This window comes from Streptomyces sp. NPDC043738 (assembly GCF_056436545.1).
Genome location: NZ_JBWKCJ010000045.1, coordinates 29,545 through 49,665 on the forward strand (window position 1 = coordinate 29,545; position 20,121 = coordinate 49,665).

Genomic DNA, 20,121 nt, shown 5'->3' on the forward strand with positions numbered 1-20,121 from the left:
CAAGGGGGTTGGCGGAGCCTTTCCCTCTCAAGACTCCTCCTGGGCCCCCCCCCGCCCACCTCGGCTCGGGACCACCCCCCCCCCCCCCCCTCCCCCCCTTGGGGGGGACGCGGCGGCGTTTCGACTTTCGCGCTGTGGCCGTACGCTGCGATGTCAGGGACGGGATTGCAGGAACCGCACCGGCGGCGCCGCCACGAACAACCCAGAGGCCGCGGGCGCGGTTCGCTCCACCGTCACAGACGAGGTCCGCCCGGTCTTCGGCTGACACACACCAGCCACCGCCGGTGAGCACTTTCGACACGACTAGTCAGGGGCGCCCTACAAACCGAAGGTCCTGTCCATCTTTGACGGTGGCAAGACCCGGCAGGGCTGGGCTGGCCTGGGCAGCGGAGCAGGAGACCCCGTACCGTCCAAGGCGTTCCAGAGGCAGGATGGCTGTTTCACCAGGAATAGACAGCCTTCTCAATAAGCGGTACGGCGATGGTGATCGCCACCGCCAGAATGCTCAGCGACATTTTTCCTCTGCGCCACGCCAGGAGAGCCAGGACCATGGAAAGGGCACAGGCAACGGTGAACACAACAAGACCGGGATTCCTCCAGCCTTCAGGTTGGGTCACGCAAGCCACAACACCGATGGTTGTCATCGCGGCAGTGATGACAATGGCCTTCGCGTACCTCCACGGCGTTGCCTCATCTGCCTGATCAGCGCTCATGGATCCTGATCCCTCCAGGTCACACCACTGCATTGTCATAGCTCTTCTCGGGGGCGGGGAACTTTTTCACCTTCGCCTGCATGGTGGTCGTTTCTCGTCCCATTTCTATGTAACCCAACTTGACGAACGATACTGCACCGTCGATCGCCTTGATGATGTGCTCGTACATTTTGAGTGCATCGATAGCGCGCTTTGCCACCACAGCGTACGCCGCCGCAGTTCCGATGAGGCCGACACCCGTCTCCGCCGCAGCCGTTCCCGCCGCCCAGGCAATAATAGCCTCGATCGCCCAGTCAGCGATGAATCCCAGACCCCACTTCGCCGTCTCCGACACCCCGAACGCAGTGCTAGCCACCGACTCATAGTTCCTCTTCAAGGAATCGAATGACTCGGCAGCAGCGCCCAGGAGATTGGCAATCTCTTCAAAGTAAACACATGCCGCGTCTGCCGCGTTCCCGGTCCAAGTGACTGCTATCGACGCATTTCCGTGGTTGATATTTGCGGCCACCGAGCGACAGCACTCCGCCAAGTTCCCCCATAGCCCGGCACATTTCATGTACCCTTCCCAGTCCCCGCCAATGAGGGAAGCAATTTCGCCGAAGGGGTCGACACCCAATAGCAGCTTGCAACCTTCCATGGCCAATGCTGATGGGCTGAACACGTCAAGCCCTGCGCTCATAGTCTTGAGGGGTGCGTTGAACTGGAATTCGTCCGCATGCCCCTGTGCCCAGTCCTGCGCCTTTCCGACAAAGTCAAACGCAGCTGGATCTGCCTCCAGAGGCTTCAGCTTGCTCCGCGCATCATTGACGTCCCGAAAGTCTCCGCCGTTTACGGAGGTCAGGCCATCGTCCGGCTTTCCACGCTTGGATCCAGGGTACGTGGAATCGATTTTTGCCGCTTGCTCCTGATCAGTCGCCTGATAATATTTGGCCGACCTCTTGAGTTCCGCACCAGAAGCATCCAGGAGCTCCCTGACCTTGCGCAGAAAACTCTTGACTTCCTGAACACGCGCCGTGTGATTCCCGTAGGCGCCCTGCCATAGTTCGCCGACGAGCCCTTGCTGTACATCGAAGCCGTCCCCGTTCGCCTCATTATCGATGTACGAAAGACTTTCCTGCACGTCTTCGGCAGCCCGGCCAATCAGCTTGGCGAAGCCTTCGATGTCCGCAGGATTTACCTTGAAGCTCATTGTTATGCCTTCCCCCGATTCTCGCGCATTCGTTCCACCGCAACGTTCCTGAGTTGGTGTCCCACCTATTCGTTAGTACAGTGACCAAGAGCTGCCGTCGTGACGCGCCTTGGCGCTGCGCTGCCCGGTAGCGGCACGCTTCTCCTGTTCAGACGCTTCAAGCTCACGACGTTGATCCTCGAGAAATCTTTCCCCATCAACGGCTCGCCGCTCACGCTCCATTTCGGAGAGTGAGTCCCAGTCCTGCTTGAAAGCATGAAACTTCTCGATCAACTGATCCGAGTACGCAGGAATATTTACTGCTTCGCGCAGGCCAACGCGGCCGGATACAACTTCTTCCGCCATCTCCTTCAAAGTGTCTCCGGCGCCCCCTTTTGCGAGCTGTTCCAGCCCTTTGCGCATGACCTGGGCCGCAGCCGGATCTCCGGTTATTTCCAGAAATTCCGAATCGTCTACCTGCTTGGGTTGATTGTCAGCCATGAGCCCCCCATTAATTCATTTGAATGACGGAGTTAATCTGCGGCACAACGTCGCTCATGCCGCAGACAAACTCGAATGCCTCTTTGGCCTGACCGCTACAAATGCCCCGGGATTGAATGATCGATCAGTAGAATCGCGGAGCTTGGAGACGCCTGCTTAGCTATCCAGATTAGCGTCTTCATTATCTTTCCAAAGCGTACCGATGCGCATGGTTGACCGTGCAGTTTGGCCCAGCACAAAACTCCCCAGCTTTTAGGCCGGCTGATCACCATACACGAATCGCTCGCGCCTCACCGACAAGCAGATGAATTCACGTCAATCCGCTCCCCTCGTTGGCGTCGTTGGCCCGGTACGCATCGCCGGGATTGGACAGTTCAGGCGATATCGATGATTTATCTGCTTTGGTCAGTTTTTAAAACTTCATTGCGATCTTGCTGCCACTTACGATGCGCTTCTGGGGTGCCTGGCGGGGGAGCTCTGATGTGATCCGCCGAAGCAGCTGGGGCGGAGCCGAAGAGCACTGCTCTGCCACCACAGTGCAGCCCACTGCAAGCAGCGTTCGCGTGAAGCTCGTGCGGTAACACCTCTCCGCAGCAAGATGGGGCCCGCAACTCGAAGACTGCAGCCCCATCGTGTTTCGCCGAATGCTTGCCGTCAGGTCCTACTCAATGACCTGGGCGCCACATCACGCTGTGACGCCCAGGTCTCCTCACCCTCTACCAGGTAGTCAGGACGCTGCCCCTTGTGGGCTGGTTCTTGCCCTTGCCGCCGTCGCAGCGATCTCGGCGACGGGGCCTGGGCGGCCACCGACACGGTCCACTCGTCCGTCACAGACCAGGTCCGCACGGTCTTCGGCTGAGCCGGGGCGACGACAGAACCGAGGCGATGGCGGAGCCATCGCCCTCACCCAACGTAGCCGCCTTCCTCCGACTTCTTCCACCGGCCCACGTCGGCCTGTTCCGCCTCATCCGAAGTGCTCACGGCCCCCTCAGCCTTCTGGCCCGCACTCGCCGCGGCGAACTCTGCCCAGACGGTCTTGCCCGGACCACCCGACCGCGGGACAACACCCCATCCAGCCGTGAGGCACCCGATGATCAGCAGCCCGCGACCGCTTTCCGCGAGCACGCCGCACGGATCCGCCATCTCGCCTCCGTCGGCCGAAGCGGCAGGGTTAGCCGGGGTAACCGAAGGCAGCCTCTCACCACGCGTATCGGACATCTCCACACGGAAGCGGAGCGTGCCCGCCACCACGGAGACCGTCAGGCGCAGCGCGAAATCCCGCCCAGCGACGTGGCCATGCCGCACGGCGTTGGCGGCGAGCTCGCCAACGATGGCGGTCACGGACTCATTGATTTCGCTCTCGTAGGAGTACCCCCACTCGTCAAGACAATGCGAAACCAGCCGACGGGTCAGCCGGGCGCCACGCGGTGTGGACGTAGACCGGATCGCGCACTCACCGCAGGGCATCCTGTACGTGCTCTGCAACAACGTCAGTTGGCAACTGCTGCCGCTGGAGCTGGGGTTCGGCTCCGGACAGACGTGCTGGCGCCGGCTAGGTCGGTGCATGAGGCCGGCGTCTTCGAGACGCTGCATGGCATCCTGCTCGCCGAGTTGCACGCGGCCGACGCCCTGGACTGGACCCGGGCCTGCGTGGATACCTCCCACATCCGCGTGAAAAAAAGGGAGCGAGGCGACCGGCCCGTCACCCGTCGGCCGCGGAAAGACGGGCAGTAAAAACCATCTGATCTGCGACGGGAAGGGCACCCCGTTCAAGGTCATCACCACCGCGGCCAACGTCAACGACGTCACTCAGCCCCTGGCGCTGGTCGACGGCATCCCGCCCGTGGCCGGAAAGCCCGGCCGGCCGCGTAGGCGCCCCGACGCGCTAAGGGCTACGACAGCAACCCCAACCGGCACGAGCTGCGCAAGCGCCGGATCCTGTCGGTGATCTCCCGCAAGGGCGCCCCCAACATCAAGGGCCTGGGCAAGCTCCGCTATGTCGTCGAGCAGACCTTCTCGCTCCTGCACCACTTCAAGCGCCTGGCTGTCCGCTGGGAACGACACCTCGACCTGCACGACGCTCTCGTCTCCTCGCCTGCGGCCTCATCTGCTGGAGACGCCTCAAGAAGGTCCGCAGCAGATCAGAAGGGCAGCGGCTCGGAGCTGAGTGACTCGGTATATCCCAGGGACCACCGCCCAGGAACGGCGGGGCAGATCGCATCCAAATCGGCGCGACTCCGGCCCCGGACGTGAAGCCAACTGGGGACGCCCGGGCCATCTTGGCGCAGCAGCTTGCCCGGGGCAGAGAACCATCTTGAAGCGGTCGGGAGATCCGTTCAGCCGATGGTGAAGCGCTGGTTCTGAGCGCCTCGGTCGCAGCGGGCAGTGCGGTAGTAGCCGTTGCCCTGCTGGTAGAGGCAGTAGCCCGTGCCGACGCTTTGGAGCATGATGGCGCTGCGGGCGGCGGGCTGGACGGTGCGCCACTTCTGGTATGAGCCGCCGTTACAGCGCAGGGGGTAGACGTCGCCCCGGTCATTGCTGTCGAGGCAGCGGCCCCAGAAGTTGTTCTTAAGAGTGGTGCTGGTGTTGAGGCGGCCGTTCCACTGCCATAGGAGGCTGCCGCGTCCGGTGGTGCAGCGGTCGCTCTTGAGGCCGGTTTCGGAAGTCTCGCGCAGGCAGTCACCGTAGCGGTAGTTCGCGAAGCGGCTGGTGGCGGTGGCAGCCGAGGCGGGTGTGGGGGTGAGGAGGGTGAGGGCGAGGCCGGCTGCGGCGACGAGGGCGGCGAAGGCTCTCCGGGTCGGGCGGCGCACTGGGGGTTTCCTTACAGTGGTTTTCAGAGATACCTCAACAGGACCCCCGAACACCACCGTCTCCGTCTGAAAATTGGGAGAACCCGTGACGACTCCTGAAGGTCCGAGAGAAGGCGCTACGTCGAAGCTGTCACTCATGCCACAGAAAGTATCGGAAGCCCGAGCCGCATCGCCAAGAGACAATCAGGCCGCCAGAGAGCGCCGGCCTCCAGGGCCAGTCCGTAGCTTGGCGGTCGCCAGAGCGGCCCAGTATGGATCCGACGAACGCGATGCCTCGACGACACGACCAAGATCGTGTTACGAGCTCTAAGTGGGGAAAATGCGCCGAAGGTGCGCGCTGTGCGGTTCTTGGGGCAACCCTCCCGTCATGGCGTTGATTTGACGAGGAGTGATGCGCTGACCACGGTGCGTTGTACGTGCGGGGGAAGCGGGGGTACGCAGCGGGTGGCACTACCCCGGAAAGTGGGGCACATGGCACACATGGCGGACATGGAAGACGACGGTCAGCAGGCCGAGTACGAAACCGGATCGGGAACCTGCAGGTGTTTGGGCGGCAGCTCAAGCGGCTGCGGGAATGGACAGGGATAGAACGCCACGAATTCGGCGCGAAGACGGGCTACTCCCCCGCGACCATCGCCTCGTTCGAGCAGAGGCGGCGCATCCCACCGCCCAAGTTCATCGACAAGACGGACGAGGTGCTGGGGCGCACGGCGTCCTCACGGAGATGACGGAGGAGGTGGCGAGGGCGCAATATCCGGCCTCCTTTCGGGATGCGGCGCGATCGGAGGCACGGCGGTGGGGTTGCATGTGTACGCGACACAGGCAGTGCCGGGACTGTTGCAGGCGGAGGAATACGCGCGTGCGGTGTTCGGGATGATGAGGCCACCATTGGGCGAGGAGATCCTCGAACAGCGCGTGGCCGCACGCCTTGCACGGCAGGAGATCTTCCTACACCGTCCGACGCCACTGTCGAGCTTGTCATCGACGAGTCAGTACTGCTGCGCACCGTCGGCGGACGAGACGTGCTGCGAGGCCAGTTGGAACTGATTCTCCTCGTCGGCCAGAGGAAGACCGTCGAGGTCCAGGTCATGCCCCTCAACCGAGACGAGAACGCGGGCCTTGCTGGCCCCTTCACCTTGATCGAGACCAAGGAAGGGCGCAGGATCGCCCACGTAGAAGTGCACAACGTGAGCCGTGTCCACACTGGCCGGGATGCAGTGCGAGCCTTGAGAACAAGTATGGGACCTGAGAGCACAAGCGCTCACATCGCGCGAATCGCTGGCCTCTGTCGAGAAGTTGCTGGGAGAAGCATGAACACAGAGGAGACGGTGTGGGCCATGCCCAAGTTGGCCTCGTTCAAGAGCAGCTACAGCAGTGAGGAAGCGGCGAGTGCGTCGAGTGCGCAGCTACCGCCACTGCTGTCCACATCCGTGACTCGAAGGACATCACATGGCCCGCGCTGACCGTGCCGCCCGCTGCCTGGACCGCATTCATCGACTTTGCCATACCGCAGGCGGGTAGAGCACCTGCCCGGCCGGGCCCAGCCGGGCAGCTTTCCGAACTCTCTTTTCCTGCAAATGTTTCGGGGTCCGCAGCCCGAAGGCCACGGACCCCAAAACATGGCCGTTGCGTTTCCGCTTGCTCTACATCACAGCCTCACTGCCCCGGGGGCTGGGTGGGCGGCGCCGGCGGGAAGGTCGGACCTCCGGGCTGGTGCTGATACGGCCCAGGCTGCTGCGCGTACGGACCGGGCTGCTGCGGGAACCCGGGGCCACCAGGACCGCCGAAACCACCGGGGCCGCCGGGGGGCGGGCCGTTGCGGCCGTTCTTCTTCCGGGACACAACGATGACGATGGCGATGATCCCGACAACGACGAGAAGTCCGGCTGCAATGCCCACAATGGCACCGGTGCCGAGTCCACTGTCTTCCTTCTCGCTTGCCTGGTCCCCACCCGATGCACCGGGAGCAGTTGCTCCACCGGCCGGGTCCGTCTTAGGAGTCTTCAGTGGGCCATTCTTGGACCCAGCCGGAATGTCTTGTGTCAGCGCACTGTAGGGCCGGATGACGCCATATCCATAGTGCGGGTCGGGCAGCTGCAGATCTTCCTTGCCCTTGGGGAGAGCAGCCGTCTTGACGAGACGGTTGGCGATCTGACCGGCGGTGAGGTCAGGGAACTTCGAACGCAGGAGTGCCGCAGCGGCTGAAACATATGCTGTGGAGTCAGAGGTACCAGTCCCCCGCCGATAAGGGTAGTCCGACCTCGCCGAAGAACCAGAGGTGATCTGGACGCCAGGAGCCGAGAGCATCAACTGGCTACCCGAGTTGGACTTAGCCCAGATTTCCCCAGTTTTGTCCGCAGCTCCCACGGCGACGACTCCAGGGTACGAAGCCAATTCCCCCAGCTTAGTCTCCCCGTCGTTCCCTGCACCAGCTACAACCAGGACATCCTTCTGTCTCGCGTAGGCCAGCGCCTCTTTATCCTCAGAAGATAGGGACGAAGGTACGATCGACATGTTGATGATTGATGCACCGTGATCGACTGCGTACTTAATCCTGCCACCAAGGCCGGAGTTATCCACCCCGGCTCCGAAATCTGGGTCCCCGACGGGCAGAATCTTCGCATCTGGCGCGAGGCCCATCACGCCGTCGGAATCGCCTGTCCCATGCCCATGCCCGGCGATGATGGATGCCATCGCAGTTCCATGATCTTTTGAACTCTCCTGATCAGCACGCCCACCATCAATGAAACTCTTCCCCGGAAGCACATTCCCTTTCAGGTCCGGATGGTTGCCGTAGACGGGATCATCGATTAGCCCGACCGTGACGCCCTTGCCCGTCGATTCCTTCCATACGCTCTCAGCGTCAAATGCCTTGAGCGGCCACTGAGCGTCCCTGATCTCATCTGCCAAAGCGGTCGGGGCGGCGCCGAAGAGCAGTGCTCCCGCCACCACCGCGCCGCCCACTGCACGCAGCGTTCGCGTGAAGCTCATGCCGTACACCTCTCCCTAACAAGGTGGGGCCCACAGCCCGAAGACTGCGGGCCCCGCTTCGATTCCGCCGATCACTTGATCTTGGCTGGCCGGCCCCTACTCGATGACCTTGGGCGCCACATTACGCTCCGGCGTCCAGGTCTCCTCATCCTCTACCAGGTAGTCAGGACGCTGGCCGTTCTCGTTGGCCTTGTCCTTGCCCTTGGCGCCGTGAGCGCCGGGTCCACCCATCATCCCAGCCGGACGGCGGCCACCTGCGGCGCCCTGCTGCGTGCCGCCGCGGCTGCGGTGCAGACCCGAGCCTCCTTGCGTACCGCCGCCGGCCTTGCCAGCCTTCCCGCCGATGATGCCGCCCTTCTGGCGAGCGAGTGCGCCCCCCTTACCAGCGCCCGCACCCTTGGCACCACCCTTGGCTCCGGCTCCTGCGGCACCAGCCATGCCCGGCATGCCGGCACGAGCGCCGCGGGCGCCCGCTCCAGCACCGGCGCCACCGCCGCGTACGCCGCCAGCGCCACCGCCTCGTGCGCCACCGACGCCACCACCCATGCCCGGCATGCCCGGGGTGCCGATACCCGAACCTGAGCCACCGTGGGGACCGCCGGAGCCTGCACCCAAGCCACCGGTGCCTACGCCACCACCACCGCCACCGATGCTTCCGGTGCCGAGACCAGTCCCCCCGGAGAGGCCGTCAAGCCCGGTACCAACGTGAGGTGCGGGGGACTTGGGCATGCTGCCGATCCCACCGCCGATTCCGTCCACACGCGGCGGTTCCATCGGCTGCGGAGTCGTGTATCCGCCGCCCTTCATGCCCGGGATCTTCGGTGCCGTCGCACCGCCCTTCGGGCCGGACCCGGGCGGGACAAATGGCGCAATGCCTCCAATGGCCCCGCCACCATCAGTGTCTTCTGGCCGCTGGATCCGGCCGCCGTCGTCGACCTTTACGTCCCCCTTGGCCAAGGCATTCGACCCAGCCCGATACGTAGTCGCCAGCTGCTCCATGTAGTGAGCAGCCAACAGCGAAGCCTGCTTGTCAGGGTCGATGTTGCTTGAGTTCTTGGCAGCGGCATCCCCGATGGTCATGTTCGGGTTTTTGAGGTCAGCCTTCAGCTGTGAGTCATCGCGCCCGCCAGAAAAGAAGCCCACAACCCCGCCGATCACGGTGCCGGCGCCCGGTCCGCCGAAGTAGGTTCCGACTACTGAGCCCTTTAGCATAGACCCCGCCGAGTCACCGACCTTGTCTTTCAGGTCATCCAACCAGTCAGGCTCTTCGATGTCCTCGACGGCATTCTTGGCTGCCGAGAGGTTCTCGCTGACCTGCTGCAGGACATGACCGGTGATGTGCGGGTACGTCGCAAGGTTCCCGAAGTCCTCGCTGATTCCTTGCGCCGCCTTAGTGAACTGATCGGCGGAGGAACCATGCCAGGTTTTCAGAACCTTCGTCACTGCGTCATCGAACTGCTTCTTGATGCCACTGTGCCAGTCCTCGCCGACGAGGGCGATGCGAACCTTCTTCCAGCCCTCAGCGACGTTACCTACTTCGCCCGGGTTGGCTCCTGCCACCATCGCCTTGAGGTCGCCGAGCTCCTTTTCAGTGAACTGCGGGCGACTCTTGAGGATCGCGGGACCTTGTTCTTGGGCCTCACCCGACCCCTTGGCCGGCGTCGTGCTCGTCTTCGGCACATGAACTTGCCCCGGCTTGAATTCAGTTTCCTTCGATGCCATCTGCTGTCCCCCACTCCATCATCGAACATGTCCCATCTGTCACCTGCGATCCGCCGGGTGATGTCACTTCAGGTTCATGCTGTTGTCTGCTTCGGCGTCCTGGTACGCGTCCCTGACCTTGGCCGACTTCTTCCCGAACGTATCAACGAGGCCCTCGACCCGCTTCATCATCTTGTCGATGTCAGCCTTGACCTTCGCGTGAGCGCCATAGAGCTCGCTCACCTCGGTGAAGTTGTCTCCCAGGGATCCCTTCGGCAGGTAGGTGCTGCTCGCGGCCGTGCTCGTCTCGTCGCCCATCTGCTTGAGGACCCTGTTGAGCTCCCTTACGACCTCTTCCAATGCGTCCAGGTCTACGCCGTACTCGGCCATGATTAAGCCTCCCCGTTAGTGCTGAAACCACTTTTACGTCGCCAGTCGCGAATCGCGATGGCGCAGCCAACCACCGTGCCGACGGCGAGTAGTCCGCCGCCGACAATGTAGATGGAAATGCGGGCACGCCGGTCCTCGGCGCTTTCGCCGATGCTGACCGCGGCCGGGTGGATGTTGGAGCCGTCAGCCACTCCGGAGGGCTTGTCCGGCTTCGGCGGGCCGGTGGGCTCGGTGTTGTCGTTGAGGGCCGCCACCGGGTCGACCACGCCCCAGCCGATGAAGTCGTTCCGGTCCCGGTTCACGCGCTCGGCGGTCTGCTCCAGGTGCCAGATGAGCTGCTGCGGGGTCCAGTCCTTGTGCTTCGCCTTCAGCAGGGCCGCGGCTCCCGTGACATAGGGCGCGGCGAAGCTGGTGCCCTGGTCGACGCAGTTGCCGCCGTCGGGGACCGTGGAGACCATGTCGACGCCCGGTGCGGCGATCTGGACGAACTTCCCGGACTGGGAGAACGGCGCGCGCTCGTTGTTGCGGTCCGAGGCGGCCACCGCGAGGACGTTGGAGTAGTCGTCCGAGTAGGCCGCGGGGTACATGCTCTTCTCACCGCCGTCGGCGCCGCCGTTGCCGGCGGAGGCGACGATGAGGACCTTGTTCTTCTCGGCGTAGCTGACCGCTTGCTCGAGGGTGGGCAGCAGGTCTCGGTCGGCGCCGGTTCCCTGGGAGATGTTGATGATGCTGACTTTGTCGTCGACGGCCTTACGGATGGCCTTGGCGAGGCTGTCGGCGGTGCCGGCCTTCTCCTCCGAGGTCTGCTGGTACGGAATGACCTTTGCGCCGGGCGCGATTCCGTAGAAACCGGAACCCGCTATCGGGCGGGCCGCGATAATGCCCGCCACCTTGGTTCCGTGGCCGACCTTGTCGTCGGTCGGCTTTCCCTTGACCAGAGTCATGCCGCCGCTGCCGATGGCGCCTTCGAGCTGCCTGTTGCCCGCATCGATACCCGTGTCGATGACGCCGACACGGATGCCCTCGCCCTTACCGGAAGCCCACATCTGATTGGTCAGCAGGCGCTGCAGCGACCAGGGGGTCTCTTTGATGTTGTCGGTGCCGAACTTGCATTCACCGCTGTTGAGCGGCACGTTCTCGTCCGCGACCGCCGGCGCGGCGGTGACGCTCGTCAGTCCGACAATGCACGCCGCCGTAACCAGTGCGCCCGCCGCTCGGCGACGGTGCCCGGTTCGATGACCAATGGCGCGAGATCCCACGGGTTGTCTGCTCTCCATGTGTGGCGGAATAGGCGGGGCGAGGGGTGGGGAAGAAAAGAGTGAGGAAACGGCGGAGATTGAGGCGGTCGGGAGGAAGTTCGATGAGGCGTGGTGTGGACGGCAGAAGGGCGAGCGCACTGGTGCAGCGCGCTCGCCCTCATTGACCACTGTGCGAGCCGTCTGGGCTGCTCAGCCGATCGCCATCCGTACCTGCGCTAACGCGAGGTCAGGCTCCCCAGATGCCCGAGTTCTTGTGCTCGGTGGCCTGGTAGTTCTGGGCGGCCTGGTCCAGCGCCTTGGCGATGGCTTCGAGCGTCGAGTGCAGGGAGGCGGCGCGCTGGTCCCACTCGCGCTGGCGGGCCTGGTAGCCCTCCTGCGCCGCACCTTCCCAGCTGGCGGCGATCTTCTTGACGCCCGCCTCGAGGTCGTCGAGCTGCTGGCGGATGTTGTTGGCCGTACCGCGCACGTCGGAGCTGGCCTGCGAGATCGTCGCGAAATTAACGAGGATCTGGCCTGACATGGTGTCTCCTCAGGAGTAGATGATGCTGGTCGATTCACATGCCGCAGCGGGCCGGCGGCGAGTGCCGGCTGGCCCGTGCTGCGGCGACTGAGCCGTGCGCCGCGGTCAGCGACGCGGCCCCATCATCCGAACGGGGAAGCCGAGGCGGAGATGTGCGTGATCGACTGCGCCTGCTCCTCTTCGGAGGCGGAGTAGTTCTTCGTGGTCTCGTCGATCGCTTCCTTGATCTCACCCAGGAGCTGGTTGAGACGGTTGGCGTCCTCGTTCACCTGCGACTGGAGCTGGTTGTACGAGGAGGCCGCAGCACCCTTCCACCCAGACGTGATGGTGTCGACGACCGTGTTCAGGCGCGAGATCTCGCCCTGGATCGACTGGTTGACCGAGGAGATCTTGCCGCTGAACGCGACCATCTCCTCCTCGGTGGTTGTGTACTGCTGACCAGCCATAGTCAACGTCCCCCATGAGACTCGTACGTTTTCCGCGCCGCACCGGCTAGCCGGCTTGCGTGGTCGGCATCTCCTGCTGACGCCTTCGACCACTTTAACCACTCGGCACCCCTGTCCCCAACAGGGGGGCGGGGTCTTGTGACGGGATCACAACATTGTCAACTCCCCGCCCAGGAAACGCCGTTCGGTGAATTCGGGCAGATGCGGCGCTATCGGTCAGATCTGGAAAGTCGCCGGCAAAGAGAAGATCGCCTGGAGATCGTCGGTCGTCACACGGCGAGAAGCCGCGCCGAAAGCCGTGATACGGATTTCGGCGCGGCCTCCGCCAATCACGAGGACTGCGGCTTTTTGGCGCTGTTGACGTCCAGCGACGGGCCCGCGGAGAGCAGCTCGGACCAGGTCTTCTGGATCAGCGGCGGGTGCGCTCCCTTGTAGCCGAGGCGGAGCTGCGACTGACCCTGCTCCTGGTCCGCCTTGCCGGCCTTGCTGCCGCCGTCGTTGTTCTCCGGGATGGCGTAGCGAAGGCCGGTGTCGGTGACCAGGAAGAGGCTTCCGGACGTGGCGGAGGGGGCGGACACCTGCCGGTACAGCAGGCCGCTGCCGGGGGTGACGTACGAGCCGGCGCCCGGGGCGATCTTGGCCGGGTAGTCCTTGCCGACCCAGGTCTGCATGTTCGGCACACCGTTGGGGTGCCCGAGCAGCTTGTTCGCTTCGCCCGGGAGCTTGGTGTTGGTGCCCTTGTAGACGCTGCAGGAGACACCGCTGCCCGTGGGCGAGCCCAGGCCGCCGGACGAGCCGTTCTTGAAGTCGTTCGCGGCGGAGACGACGTCGGTCGGCCAGGGCATGTCGATGTCGGTGTTCGGGATCTTGCCCAGGTAGGACTGGGCGCGGCCCGCCTCGTCCGGCTTCGGCGTGATGCTCGAGGTGGAGACGTTCTCGGCCTTCAGCGCACCGCCGCCCGCGTTCATGTCCTTCGCGTTCTGGCCCTCCAGCAGGAGCTTCGCGACGAAGTTCGACACCTTGTAGACGCCGTCGGCCTGGACGACGTACTTCTGCTGCCCCTCGTTGGTCTGCAGCACCGTGCCGATGGTCTGGAATTTGTCCGGCACGCCCATGGCGACGGTCCGCTTACCGGCATTCGCGATGCGGGGCATGGCGATCGGGACGGGGCTCTTGATGAGCGTCGCCATGAACTCCGCGGTGACCTTCTGGGGTTCGGCGTTCTCCCCGAAGATGATGCGCTGAAGGTCGAGGTTGGTCTTCTCCGGGCTCTGCGCCGTCGCGATCTGTCCGCCCAGCGTGGCGTCGAACTGGAAGGCCATGCCGTACTGGTCGACCAGCCACCGCTTGCCCTTGGGGTCCTCGACGTAGAGCGCCCCGTGCAGGTCGAGCTTGCCCTTCTTGGGGTCGTCGACGAGTTCCTTGTCCTTGCCGGCCAGCACGAACACCGCCTGCTGGGGCTTGCTTTTCTCACCGCTGCCCGGGCGGTCGCACACCGCCCAGTACTTCGGCTTGTCGACTTCCTTGGCGGAGGGGAGCCGGTCGGGCGCATACGGAATTCCGACGGCCGGGCCGTGTGCGAGCTTCCCGTCCAGCTCGGATTCCTTGACCTTGACCACGTTGAACTTGTCGGGATTGAGGAGCAGCTTCGCCGATGCGAGGTTCAGGACGGGGTGCAGCAGTTTCTGGCTCTTGCCATTGGCGTCATTGGGCAGAACCACATAGCGCGTGGTGGAGTCGCTCCCTACGAGCAGATTCGCCCCGACTTCGTCCCACCCCTGCGGAGCAACCGGCTTGATGATGCCGCAGGCACCGAATCCGACCAGAATCAGGACGCCCACCACGATGCTCGGCACCACGGCCTTGAGTGGTCTGGGAGCGCTTTCGATCGAACCGTTCGGCAGCGGCTTCAGAAATGCCGCATTCGTGCGCTTTCGAGCGAACGAATACGCATTCAGCTCGTCCCGACGTGATGCCATTGTTGCTTTCTCTCCCCGCCTGTTGGATCCACATCGAACCGCCCCCGGCACTCACGCCGTAGCGCCCTCTACTATGCCGTGTGTCGATCGACCCGTACGGTACGGGTGCCACCTTCCAACGCACCAGTCTCAGCGGCGACCGATACGCCTAGAGGCACCAGATCACCAGTAGAGGAGCAGGCCGGGGGATGTCCAGCGCCACCAGGGCTCGACGCCGCAATGGGCGGCAACAGCAGCAACAGCCTTCCGCTGCACCGCAAAACGCGGGAAATGCTGGCCAAAACGGCACAGCTCGGGGCAACAGAGGAAATGGCGGCCGGGGTTCCTCAGCCCGCTCGGCCGGTCCGGTGGCACCGCGACTGCGCCAACAGGCCGGAACGATCGGCGGAGTCCGCGTTCAGCAGCTGGCCATCATCGAACTCGCCGCCGCACTGGTGCTGGTCGGCTGGACGATCCACCCCGCCGCGCTGACCGCGGCCGTCGTGGTGGCGGCCGTGCTGGTCGTCTTCGCGCTCGGCCGGCGCCGCAAGATCCCGCTGCCGGAGTGGATCACCACCGTGCGCGCCATGAAGCGCCGCGGCAAGGAGAGCGCCGCCAACCTCGCCGCCACACAGGGCGTCGACCCGGCGCTCGCACCCGTCGTGGAGTGCGAGCCGGCGCTGCGGACCTACGAGTACACGACGGAGGCGGACCAGCGCGCGATCGGATTCGTCGGGGACGGCACGTTCCTGACGGCCCTCGTGCAGGTGGACGCCCGCGACGAACCGCTGCGGCCGCAGCGCGGCAGCCACATGCTGCCCCTGGAGGTGCTGCACACCGCTCTCGACATCGAGGACATCCACCTCGAGTCGGTGCAGTTCGTGCAGTACACCCAGCCCGCGCCGGCGCCGCACCTGCCCGAACAGGCCGTCGCGGCCCGGTCGTACGCGCCGCTGCAGGCCCAGTCCCAGACCCCGGCCATCCAGCTGACCTGGATCGCGCTCAAGCTCGACCCGGAGCTGTGCTCGGAGGCCATCGAGGCCCGCGGCGGCGGTGTGGAGGGCGCCAAGCGCTCGCTGCTGCGCGCCGCCGACCAGCTCGTCAGCCGGCTGACCGCGCACGGCGTACGGGCCAGGGTGCTCGACGAGCGCGAGGTCGTGGCCGCGATCGGCACCGCGGTGTGCGTCAGCCCGCGGGCCGCCAACGGCGCGATGGGGCGGGACGGCCGGGCGGCCCGGCGCACCCAGGAGACGACCCGGGCGCTGCGCTGCGACGACCGCTGGCACTCCACGTACTGGATCGGCCGGTGGCCCCAACTGGGCCAGGGCGGTGCGCCGCTGGCGGCCGTCACCCAGCTGCTGACCAGCACCAGGGCGATGGCCAGCACCTTCGCGCTGACCGCCACCCACGGCGGTGGCCGCGCCCCCGCCATCTCGGGCTACGTCCGCCTCTCCACCCGCAGTGAGAACGAACTCTCCGCCGCACAGACCGAGTTGGAGCGCCGTTCCAGTTCCGTGAAGGTCGGGCTCGTACGTCTCGACCGCGAACAGCTGCCCGGCCTGCTGGCCACGCTCCCCCTCGGAGGTACCCGCTGATGGCCTCTCCCACGTATCAGCCCCGCGCCAGCAGCGACGGCTGGCGCAACCCCCCGCTGGCCGGCGCGGGCGGCGCCCGCCGGCTCAACCACCAGCCGCGCCCGGAAGAGGAAGAGACGGGTCCGACCGGTCCGAAGTTCCGGCCCGGCTACGGCCTGCGCGGCCCGCGGCGCAGCCCGCACGTCCTGACGGCCGAGTCGCTCGGCGCGCTGACGCTGCCGGTCGGCGACGACGGCGTGATCATCGGCATCGACCCGCAGAACCAGCCCGCCGTGCTGAGCCTGCTGCGCCCCGCGCCGATGGAGATCGCACTGGTCGGCAGCATGTGGATGGCGCAGATCCTGGCGCTGCGCACGGTCGCCGTCGGCGCCCGGGTCGCGGTCGAGACGGCGCGGCCGCCGGCCTGGGGCCAGATGGCGCAGAGCGCGGGCGGCGGGCAGCAGTGCGTCTCGGTCCACGAAGTGCGCCAGATCGCGCCGCAGGGACCGTCGGTTTCCAGCCCCGTGCTGGTCGTACGCGACATGGGCGCGCGTCCGCCGCGCAATCAGCTCGCCCCGAGCCCCTGGCAGTCGGTGCTGACCGTGCTGCCGTTCCTCGGACCGCGGTCGCCGCAGATGCTCGGCCGCGCCGATCTGGTCGGTCTGCAGCGGCTTTCGCCCGAGGAGGCGGAGGTTGTGACGCGAATCATGCGGCTGCCGGAACAGGTCGGTGCGGTGCTGCCGACGCTCAGCGACAACGCCATGCTGTGGTGCTCGCGTGACGGCAGCCACCAGTTCGTCATGACCCAGCCGACGGAGGCGGAGACCAACCTGCTCGGCGGGCCGCGACGCATGGACTGACCGGCTGCGCGGGCCGGTTGACCGCGGGGCCGGGTGCCCCGCACACGCAGCCGGCCGCGGGCACACTCTCACGGGCGCATCCTCGGATGCGCCCGTGCGTGTGTGCCGATGGGGCTTGAAGACGACATGACATCGACTGCCGTTATGGGCCGACTGTTGATTAGGCTGTATGGGACAGCCGCGGAGCACGGCACGACGGCAGTCGACACGGGGATGGAGACAGTTAGTGTTGGCGCAACCCCGGGTGGTGTGTTCCGACTTCCGCTACACCCGAACGATCCGCCTGTATCCGGTCCTGCCGTTCAGGTGCGTTGCAGTACACCAGGAGGCACAGTGAACGAGCAGGAGGCTTTCCGTCCGGACGGAAACGATCCTGACGACGACCAGTCCGAGTTCGACCTGACCGGCGAGTTCAAGATCGATTTTGCCGCTCCGGCCTGGTACGCGAGCAACGACACCAGTGGCGGCGCGAGCGCCACGGCCTCTCCCTCGGCTCCTCCTGCGCCTTCACCCACCACTCCGCCCGCCACGGCGCAGCCTCCCGGGCCGCCCACGGGCCAGTCGCCGGCGGGGCCCGCACAGGGTGCGCCGGTGCCCGGAGTCGCCCAGCAGGGCGCGCCGGTGGCCCCGGCGCCGGTGGACGCCGCGCCGCCCGGGTTCCCGACGCTGCGCCCGCAGGACGACGGTGGCGCCGCGCCGGCCGCCGCTCCCCAGGCCGCGCCGGAGGCTCCCGCGGACGCCGCGCCGGCCGCGAACGACGCCGCCGCTTCCGGCAATCAGCGTTCCGGCACCGTCGACCCCTCGGCCTCGCTCTGGGACGACGACGAAGACGACGACGAGCCGACCGCAGCCACCTCGGCCGAGCCGGAGGCCGTGCCGTCCGAAGAGGCACCGCAGCCGGAGACCGCACCGGCCAACTCCCCCGCCCAGGGGGCCGCACCGGCCGCTGAGGCCGCTGCCGCCCCCCAGCCGGGCCCGGAGGCCGCGGCCCAGCCCGCGCAGCCGGTACAGGCCGCCCAGGGCCAGCAGCAGCCGCAGGGCGCGCCCCAGCAGGGTGTGCCGCAGCAGGGCATCCCTCAGCAGGGTGTGCCGCAGCAGACCGCCCCCCAGGGCGTTCCCCAGCAGGGCGTGCCCCAACAGGCGGCGCCTGCGCAGGGCGTGCCGCAGCAGGGTGCTCCGTGGGGCGCCGCGGCGGACGGTCAGCAGCAGGGTGTGCCGGGGCAGGGCGGGCTGCCGCCGCTGCCGCCGGAGTTCCAGCCCGCGGACCCGCGGACGGCTCAGGCGCAGCAGCAGGCCGGTCAGCAGCCCCAGGCCGCCCAGCAGCCCCAGCAGGGCCACCCGCAGGCACCCATCCAGCAGCAGCCGCAGCAGGCCCAGCCGCAGGCCGGTTACCCGCAGGCCGCCCAGCCCCAGCAGGCCGGCTACCCGCAACAGGGTCAGCAGCCGCAGCAGCAGGGCGCGTACGGCTATCCGCAGCCCGCGTACGGATACCCGCAGCAGGGCCAGCAGCAGGCACAGCACCCGCAGCAGGCACAGCAGCACCCCAACGCCCCCGCGCAGCAGGGCGCGTACGGCTACCCGCAGACCGGTGCCGCGCAGGGCTACCCGCAGCAGGGTCAGCAGGCGCAGCCCGGCTACGGCCAGCAGCAGGCGGCGCAGGCGCAGCAAGCGGCCGCGCAGCAGGCAGCTCAGGCGCAGCAGGCCCAGCAGGCAGCTCAGGCCCAGCAGGCTCAGCAGGCTCAGCAGGCAGCTCAGGCCCAACAAGCCCAGCAGTACCAGCCGCTCCCCGGCCAGCAGGCCGGTGACCCGAACGCCGCGGCGAACTACGCCTCGTACTCGCAGCCGGGTCAGCAGCAGCCGCAGCAGCGTGCCGCCCCGGGTGCACCGCTCGGTTACAGCGCCGCCGTCGAGCTGACCTCCGACCGGCTGCTGCGCAACCAGCCCAAGAAGCGCAAGCCGGGCGCCAACGCCCAGCCGTCCAAGTTCAAGCTGGGTGCGAAGAAGGAGGAGGCCGAGCGGCAGCGCAAGCTGGAGCTGATCCGTACGCCGGTGATGTCGTGCTACCGGATCGCGGTGATCAGCCTCAAGGGCGGTGTCGGCAAGACCACCACGACCACGGCCCTCGGCTCCACGCTCGCCTCCGAGCGGCAGGACAAGATCCTGGCGATCGACGCCAACCCCGACGCCGGCACGCTCGGCCGACGGGTGCGCCGCGAGACCGGTGCGACCATCCGTGACCTGGTGCAGTCGATCCCGCATCTGCACAGCTACATGGACATCCGCCGGTTCACCTCGCAGGCCCCCTCGGGTCTGGAGATCCTCGCCAACGACGTCGACCCGGCCGTCTCGACGACCTTCAACGACGACGACTACCGGCGGGCGATCGACGTCCTCGGCAAGCAGTACCCGATCATCCTGACCGACTCGGGTACGGGTCTGCTCTACAGCGCGATGCGCGGTGTCCTCGACCTCGCCGACCAGCTGATCATCATCTCCACCCCGTCCGTGGACGGTGCCAGCAGTGCCAGCACCACCTTGGACTGGCTGTCCGCGCACGGCTACGCCGACCTGGTGCAGCGCGGCATCACGGTCATCTCCGGTGTCCGTGAGACCGGCAAGATGATCAAGATCGACGACATCGTGTCGCACTTCGAGACCCGCTGCCGCGGTGTGGTCGTCGTCCCCTTCGACGAGCACCTGGCCGCCGGTGCCGAGGTCGACCTCGACATGATGCGGCCCAAGACCCGCGAGGCGTACTTCAACCTCTCCGCCCTGGTGGCCGAGGACTTCGCGCGGGCGCAGCAGGCACAGGGCATGTACCCCCAGCAGCAGATGGGGGGCGACCCGTACGCGCAGCAGCAGATGGGCGGCGACCCGTACGCGCAGCAGCAGTACGCCGCCCAGCAGGGCCAGCCGCAGCAGGGCCAGGGCCAGCCCCAGCAGGGGCAGCAGCATCCGCAGCAGGGCCAGCCGCCGGCCGGCTACCCGCCGCAGCAGGGTGGTTGGACCCAGCAGCCCGCCCAGCCGCCGGCCCACTGGCAGCAGCAACAGCCCGCGCCGGACGCTCCCGCACCGGAGCAGCCGGGCCTGGGACAGGGCTGGCAGCAGCAGCCGCCTCCGCAGTGAGGCGTGCGTAGCGGGGGGGGGGGGGGGGGGGGGGGGGGGGGGGGGGGGGGGGGGGGGGGGGGGGGGGGGGGGGGGGGGGGGGGGGGGGGGGGGGGGGGGGGGGG

General features: G+C 66.4%; 16 protein-coding genes and 2 pseudogenes. 6 read left to right on the forward strand and 12 right to left on the reverse strand.

The window, feature by feature from the left end:
• Positions 1–440 precede the first annotated feature (440 nt).
• The 4 genes from AC0680_RS35785 to AC0680_RS35800 all read right to left on the reverse strand — a co-directional run bounded on the left by AC0680_RS35785 (position 441) and on the right by AC0680_RS35800 (position 4,161).
• Positions 441–713, reverse strand: coding sequence for a hypothetical protein (locus tag AC0680_RS35785; protein ID WP_478637210.1), 273 nt, complete (start codon positions 711–713; stop codon positions 441–443).
• Between the two features lie 19 nt (positions 714–732).
• Positions 733–1,902: a WXG100 family type VII secretion target gene (locus AC0680_RS35790; protein ID WP_478637211.1), complete on the reverse strand. Its 1,170-nt coding sequence runs from the start codon at positions 1,900–1,902 to the stop codon at positions 733–735.
• Positions 1,903–1,974: 72 nt separating this feature from the next.
• A complete protein-coding gene (locus AC0680_RS35795; protein ID WP_478637212.1) occupies positions 1,975–2,382 on the reverse strand; it encodes a hypothetical protein in 408 nt (135 codons plus the stop codon).
• A gap of 903 nt (positions 2,383–3,285) precedes the next feature.
• Entirely contained in the window at positions 3,286–4,161 is an 876-nt protein-coding gene (locus AC0680_RS35800) for an ATP-binding protein (RefSeq protein ID WP_478637222.1), read from the reverse strand.
• Between AC0680_RS35800 and AC0680_RS35805 the strand changes: the two are divergent.
• A pseudogene (locus tag AC0680_RS35805) lies at positions 4,103–4,330 on the forward strand (hypothetical protein); the annotation flags it as partial. The gene AC0680_RS35800 and the pseudogene AC0680_RS35805 overlap by 59 nt on opposite strands.
• Before the next feature lie 388 nt (positions 4,331–4,718).
• On the opposite strand, the gene AC0680_RS35810 reads toward AC0680_RS35805, so the two are convergent.
• Positions 4,719–5,192, reverse strand: a complete 474-nt coding sequence (locus tag AC0680_RS35810; protein ID WP_478637213.1) for an RICIN domain-containing protein — start codon at positions 5,190–5,192, stop codon at positions 4,719–4,721.
• A 489-nt stretch (positions 5,193–5,681) separates the two neighbouring features.
• On the opposite strand from AC0680_RS35810, the pseudogene AC0680_RS35815 reads away from it, so the two are divergent.
• A pseudogene (locus AC0680_RS35815) lies at positions 5,682–6,506 on the forward strand (helix-turn-helix domain-containing protein).
• A 112-nt stretch (positions 6,507–6,618) separates the two neighbouring features.
• Positions 6,619–6,912, forward strand: coding sequence for a DUF397 domain-containing protein (locus tag AC0680_RS35820; RefSeq protein WP_478637223.1), 294 nt, complete (start codon positions 6,619–6,621; stop codon positions 6,910–6,912).
• Here the strand turns inward: AC0680_RS35820 and AC0680_RS35825 are convergent.
• The 7 genes from AC0680_RS35825 to AC0680_RS35855 all read right to left on the reverse strand — a co-directional run bounded on the left by AC0680_RS35825 (position 6,849) and on the right by AC0680_RS35855 (position 14,478).
• Positions 6,849–8,183, reverse strand: coding sequence for a S8 family serine peptidase (locus AC0680_RS35825; protein ID WP_478637214.1), 1,335 nt, complete (start codon positions 8,181–8,183; stop codon positions 6,849–6,851). The two genes, AC0680_RS35820 and AC0680_RS35825, sit on opposite strands and share 64 nt — an antisense overlap.
• 96 nt (positions 8,184–8,279) lie before the next feature.
• Positions 8,280–9,905, reverse strand: coding sequence for a WXG100 family type VII secretion target (locus AC0680_RS35830; protein WP_478637215.1), 1,626 nt, complete (start codon positions 9,903–9,905; stop codon positions 8,280–8,282).
• A 63-nt stretch (positions 9,906–9,968) separates the two neighbouring features.
• Positions 9,969–10,274, reverse strand: a complete 306-nt coding sequence (locus tag AC0680_RS35835; RefSeq protein ID WP_478637216.1) for a hypothetical protein — start codon at positions 10,272–10,274, stop codon at positions 9,969–9,971.
• Positions 10,275–10,276: 2 nt separating this feature from the next.
• Positions 10,277–11,551 (reverse strand): type VII secretion-associated serine protease mycosin, encoded by a 1,275-nt coding sequence (gene mycP / locus AC0680_RS35840; RefSeq protein ID WP_478637217.1) that lies wholly within the window; start codon positions 11,549–11,551, stop codon positions 10,277–10,279.
• Positions 11,552–11,759: 208 nt separating this feature from the next.
• Entirely contained in the window at positions 11,760–12,053 is a 294-nt protein-coding gene (locus tag AC0680_RS35845) for a WXG100 family type VII secretion target (protein ID WP_384442256.1), read from the reverse strand.
• Positions 12,054–12,175: 122 nt separating this feature from the next.
• The gene (locus AC0680_RS35850) at positions 12,176–12,499 is read right to left on the reverse strand and encodes a WXG100 family type VII secretion target (protein ID WP_384442253.1); all 324 of its coding nucleotides are present in this window, start codon (positions 12,497–12,499) and stop codon (positions 12,176–12,178) included.
• 329 nt (positions 12,500–12,828) lie between these two features.
• Positions 12,829–14,478, reverse strand: a complete 1,650-nt coding sequence (locus AC0680_RS35855) for a type VII secretion protein EccB (RefSeq protein ID WP_478637218.1) — start codon at positions 14,476–14,478, stop codon at positions 12,829–12,831.
• A gap of 347 nt (positions 14,479–14,825) precedes the next feature.
• On the opposite strand from AC0680_RS35855, the gene eccE reads away from it, so the two are divergent.
• The 3 genes from eccE (at position 14,826) to AC0680_RS35870 (ending at position 20,017) form a co-directional block, all read left to right on the forward strand.
• Positions 14,826–16,052 carry a type VII secretion protein EccE gene (gene eccE, locus AC0680_RS35860; protein ID WP_478637219.1) on the forward strand — a complete coding sequence of 409 codons (1,227 nt, stop codon included), beginning with the start codon at positions 14,826–14,828 and terminating at the stop codon, positions 16,050–16,052.
• A complete protein-coding gene (locus tag AC0680_RS35865; RefSeq protein WP_478637220.1) occupies positions 16,052–16,891 on the forward strand; it encodes a hypothetical protein in 840 nt (279 codons plus the stop codon). The genes eccE and AC0680_RS35865 overlap by 1 nt, the downstream gene beginning before the upstream one ends.
• A 333-nt stretch (positions 16,892–17,224) precedes the next feature.
• The gene (locus AC0680_RS35870; protein ID WP_478637221.1) at positions 17,225–20,017 is read left to right on the forward strand and encodes an SCO5717 family growth-regulating ATPase; all 2,793 of its coding nucleotides are present in this window, start codon (positions 17,225–17,227) and stop codon (positions 20,015–20,017) included.
• The last annotated feature ends 104 nt before the right edge of the window (positions 20,018–20,121 follow it).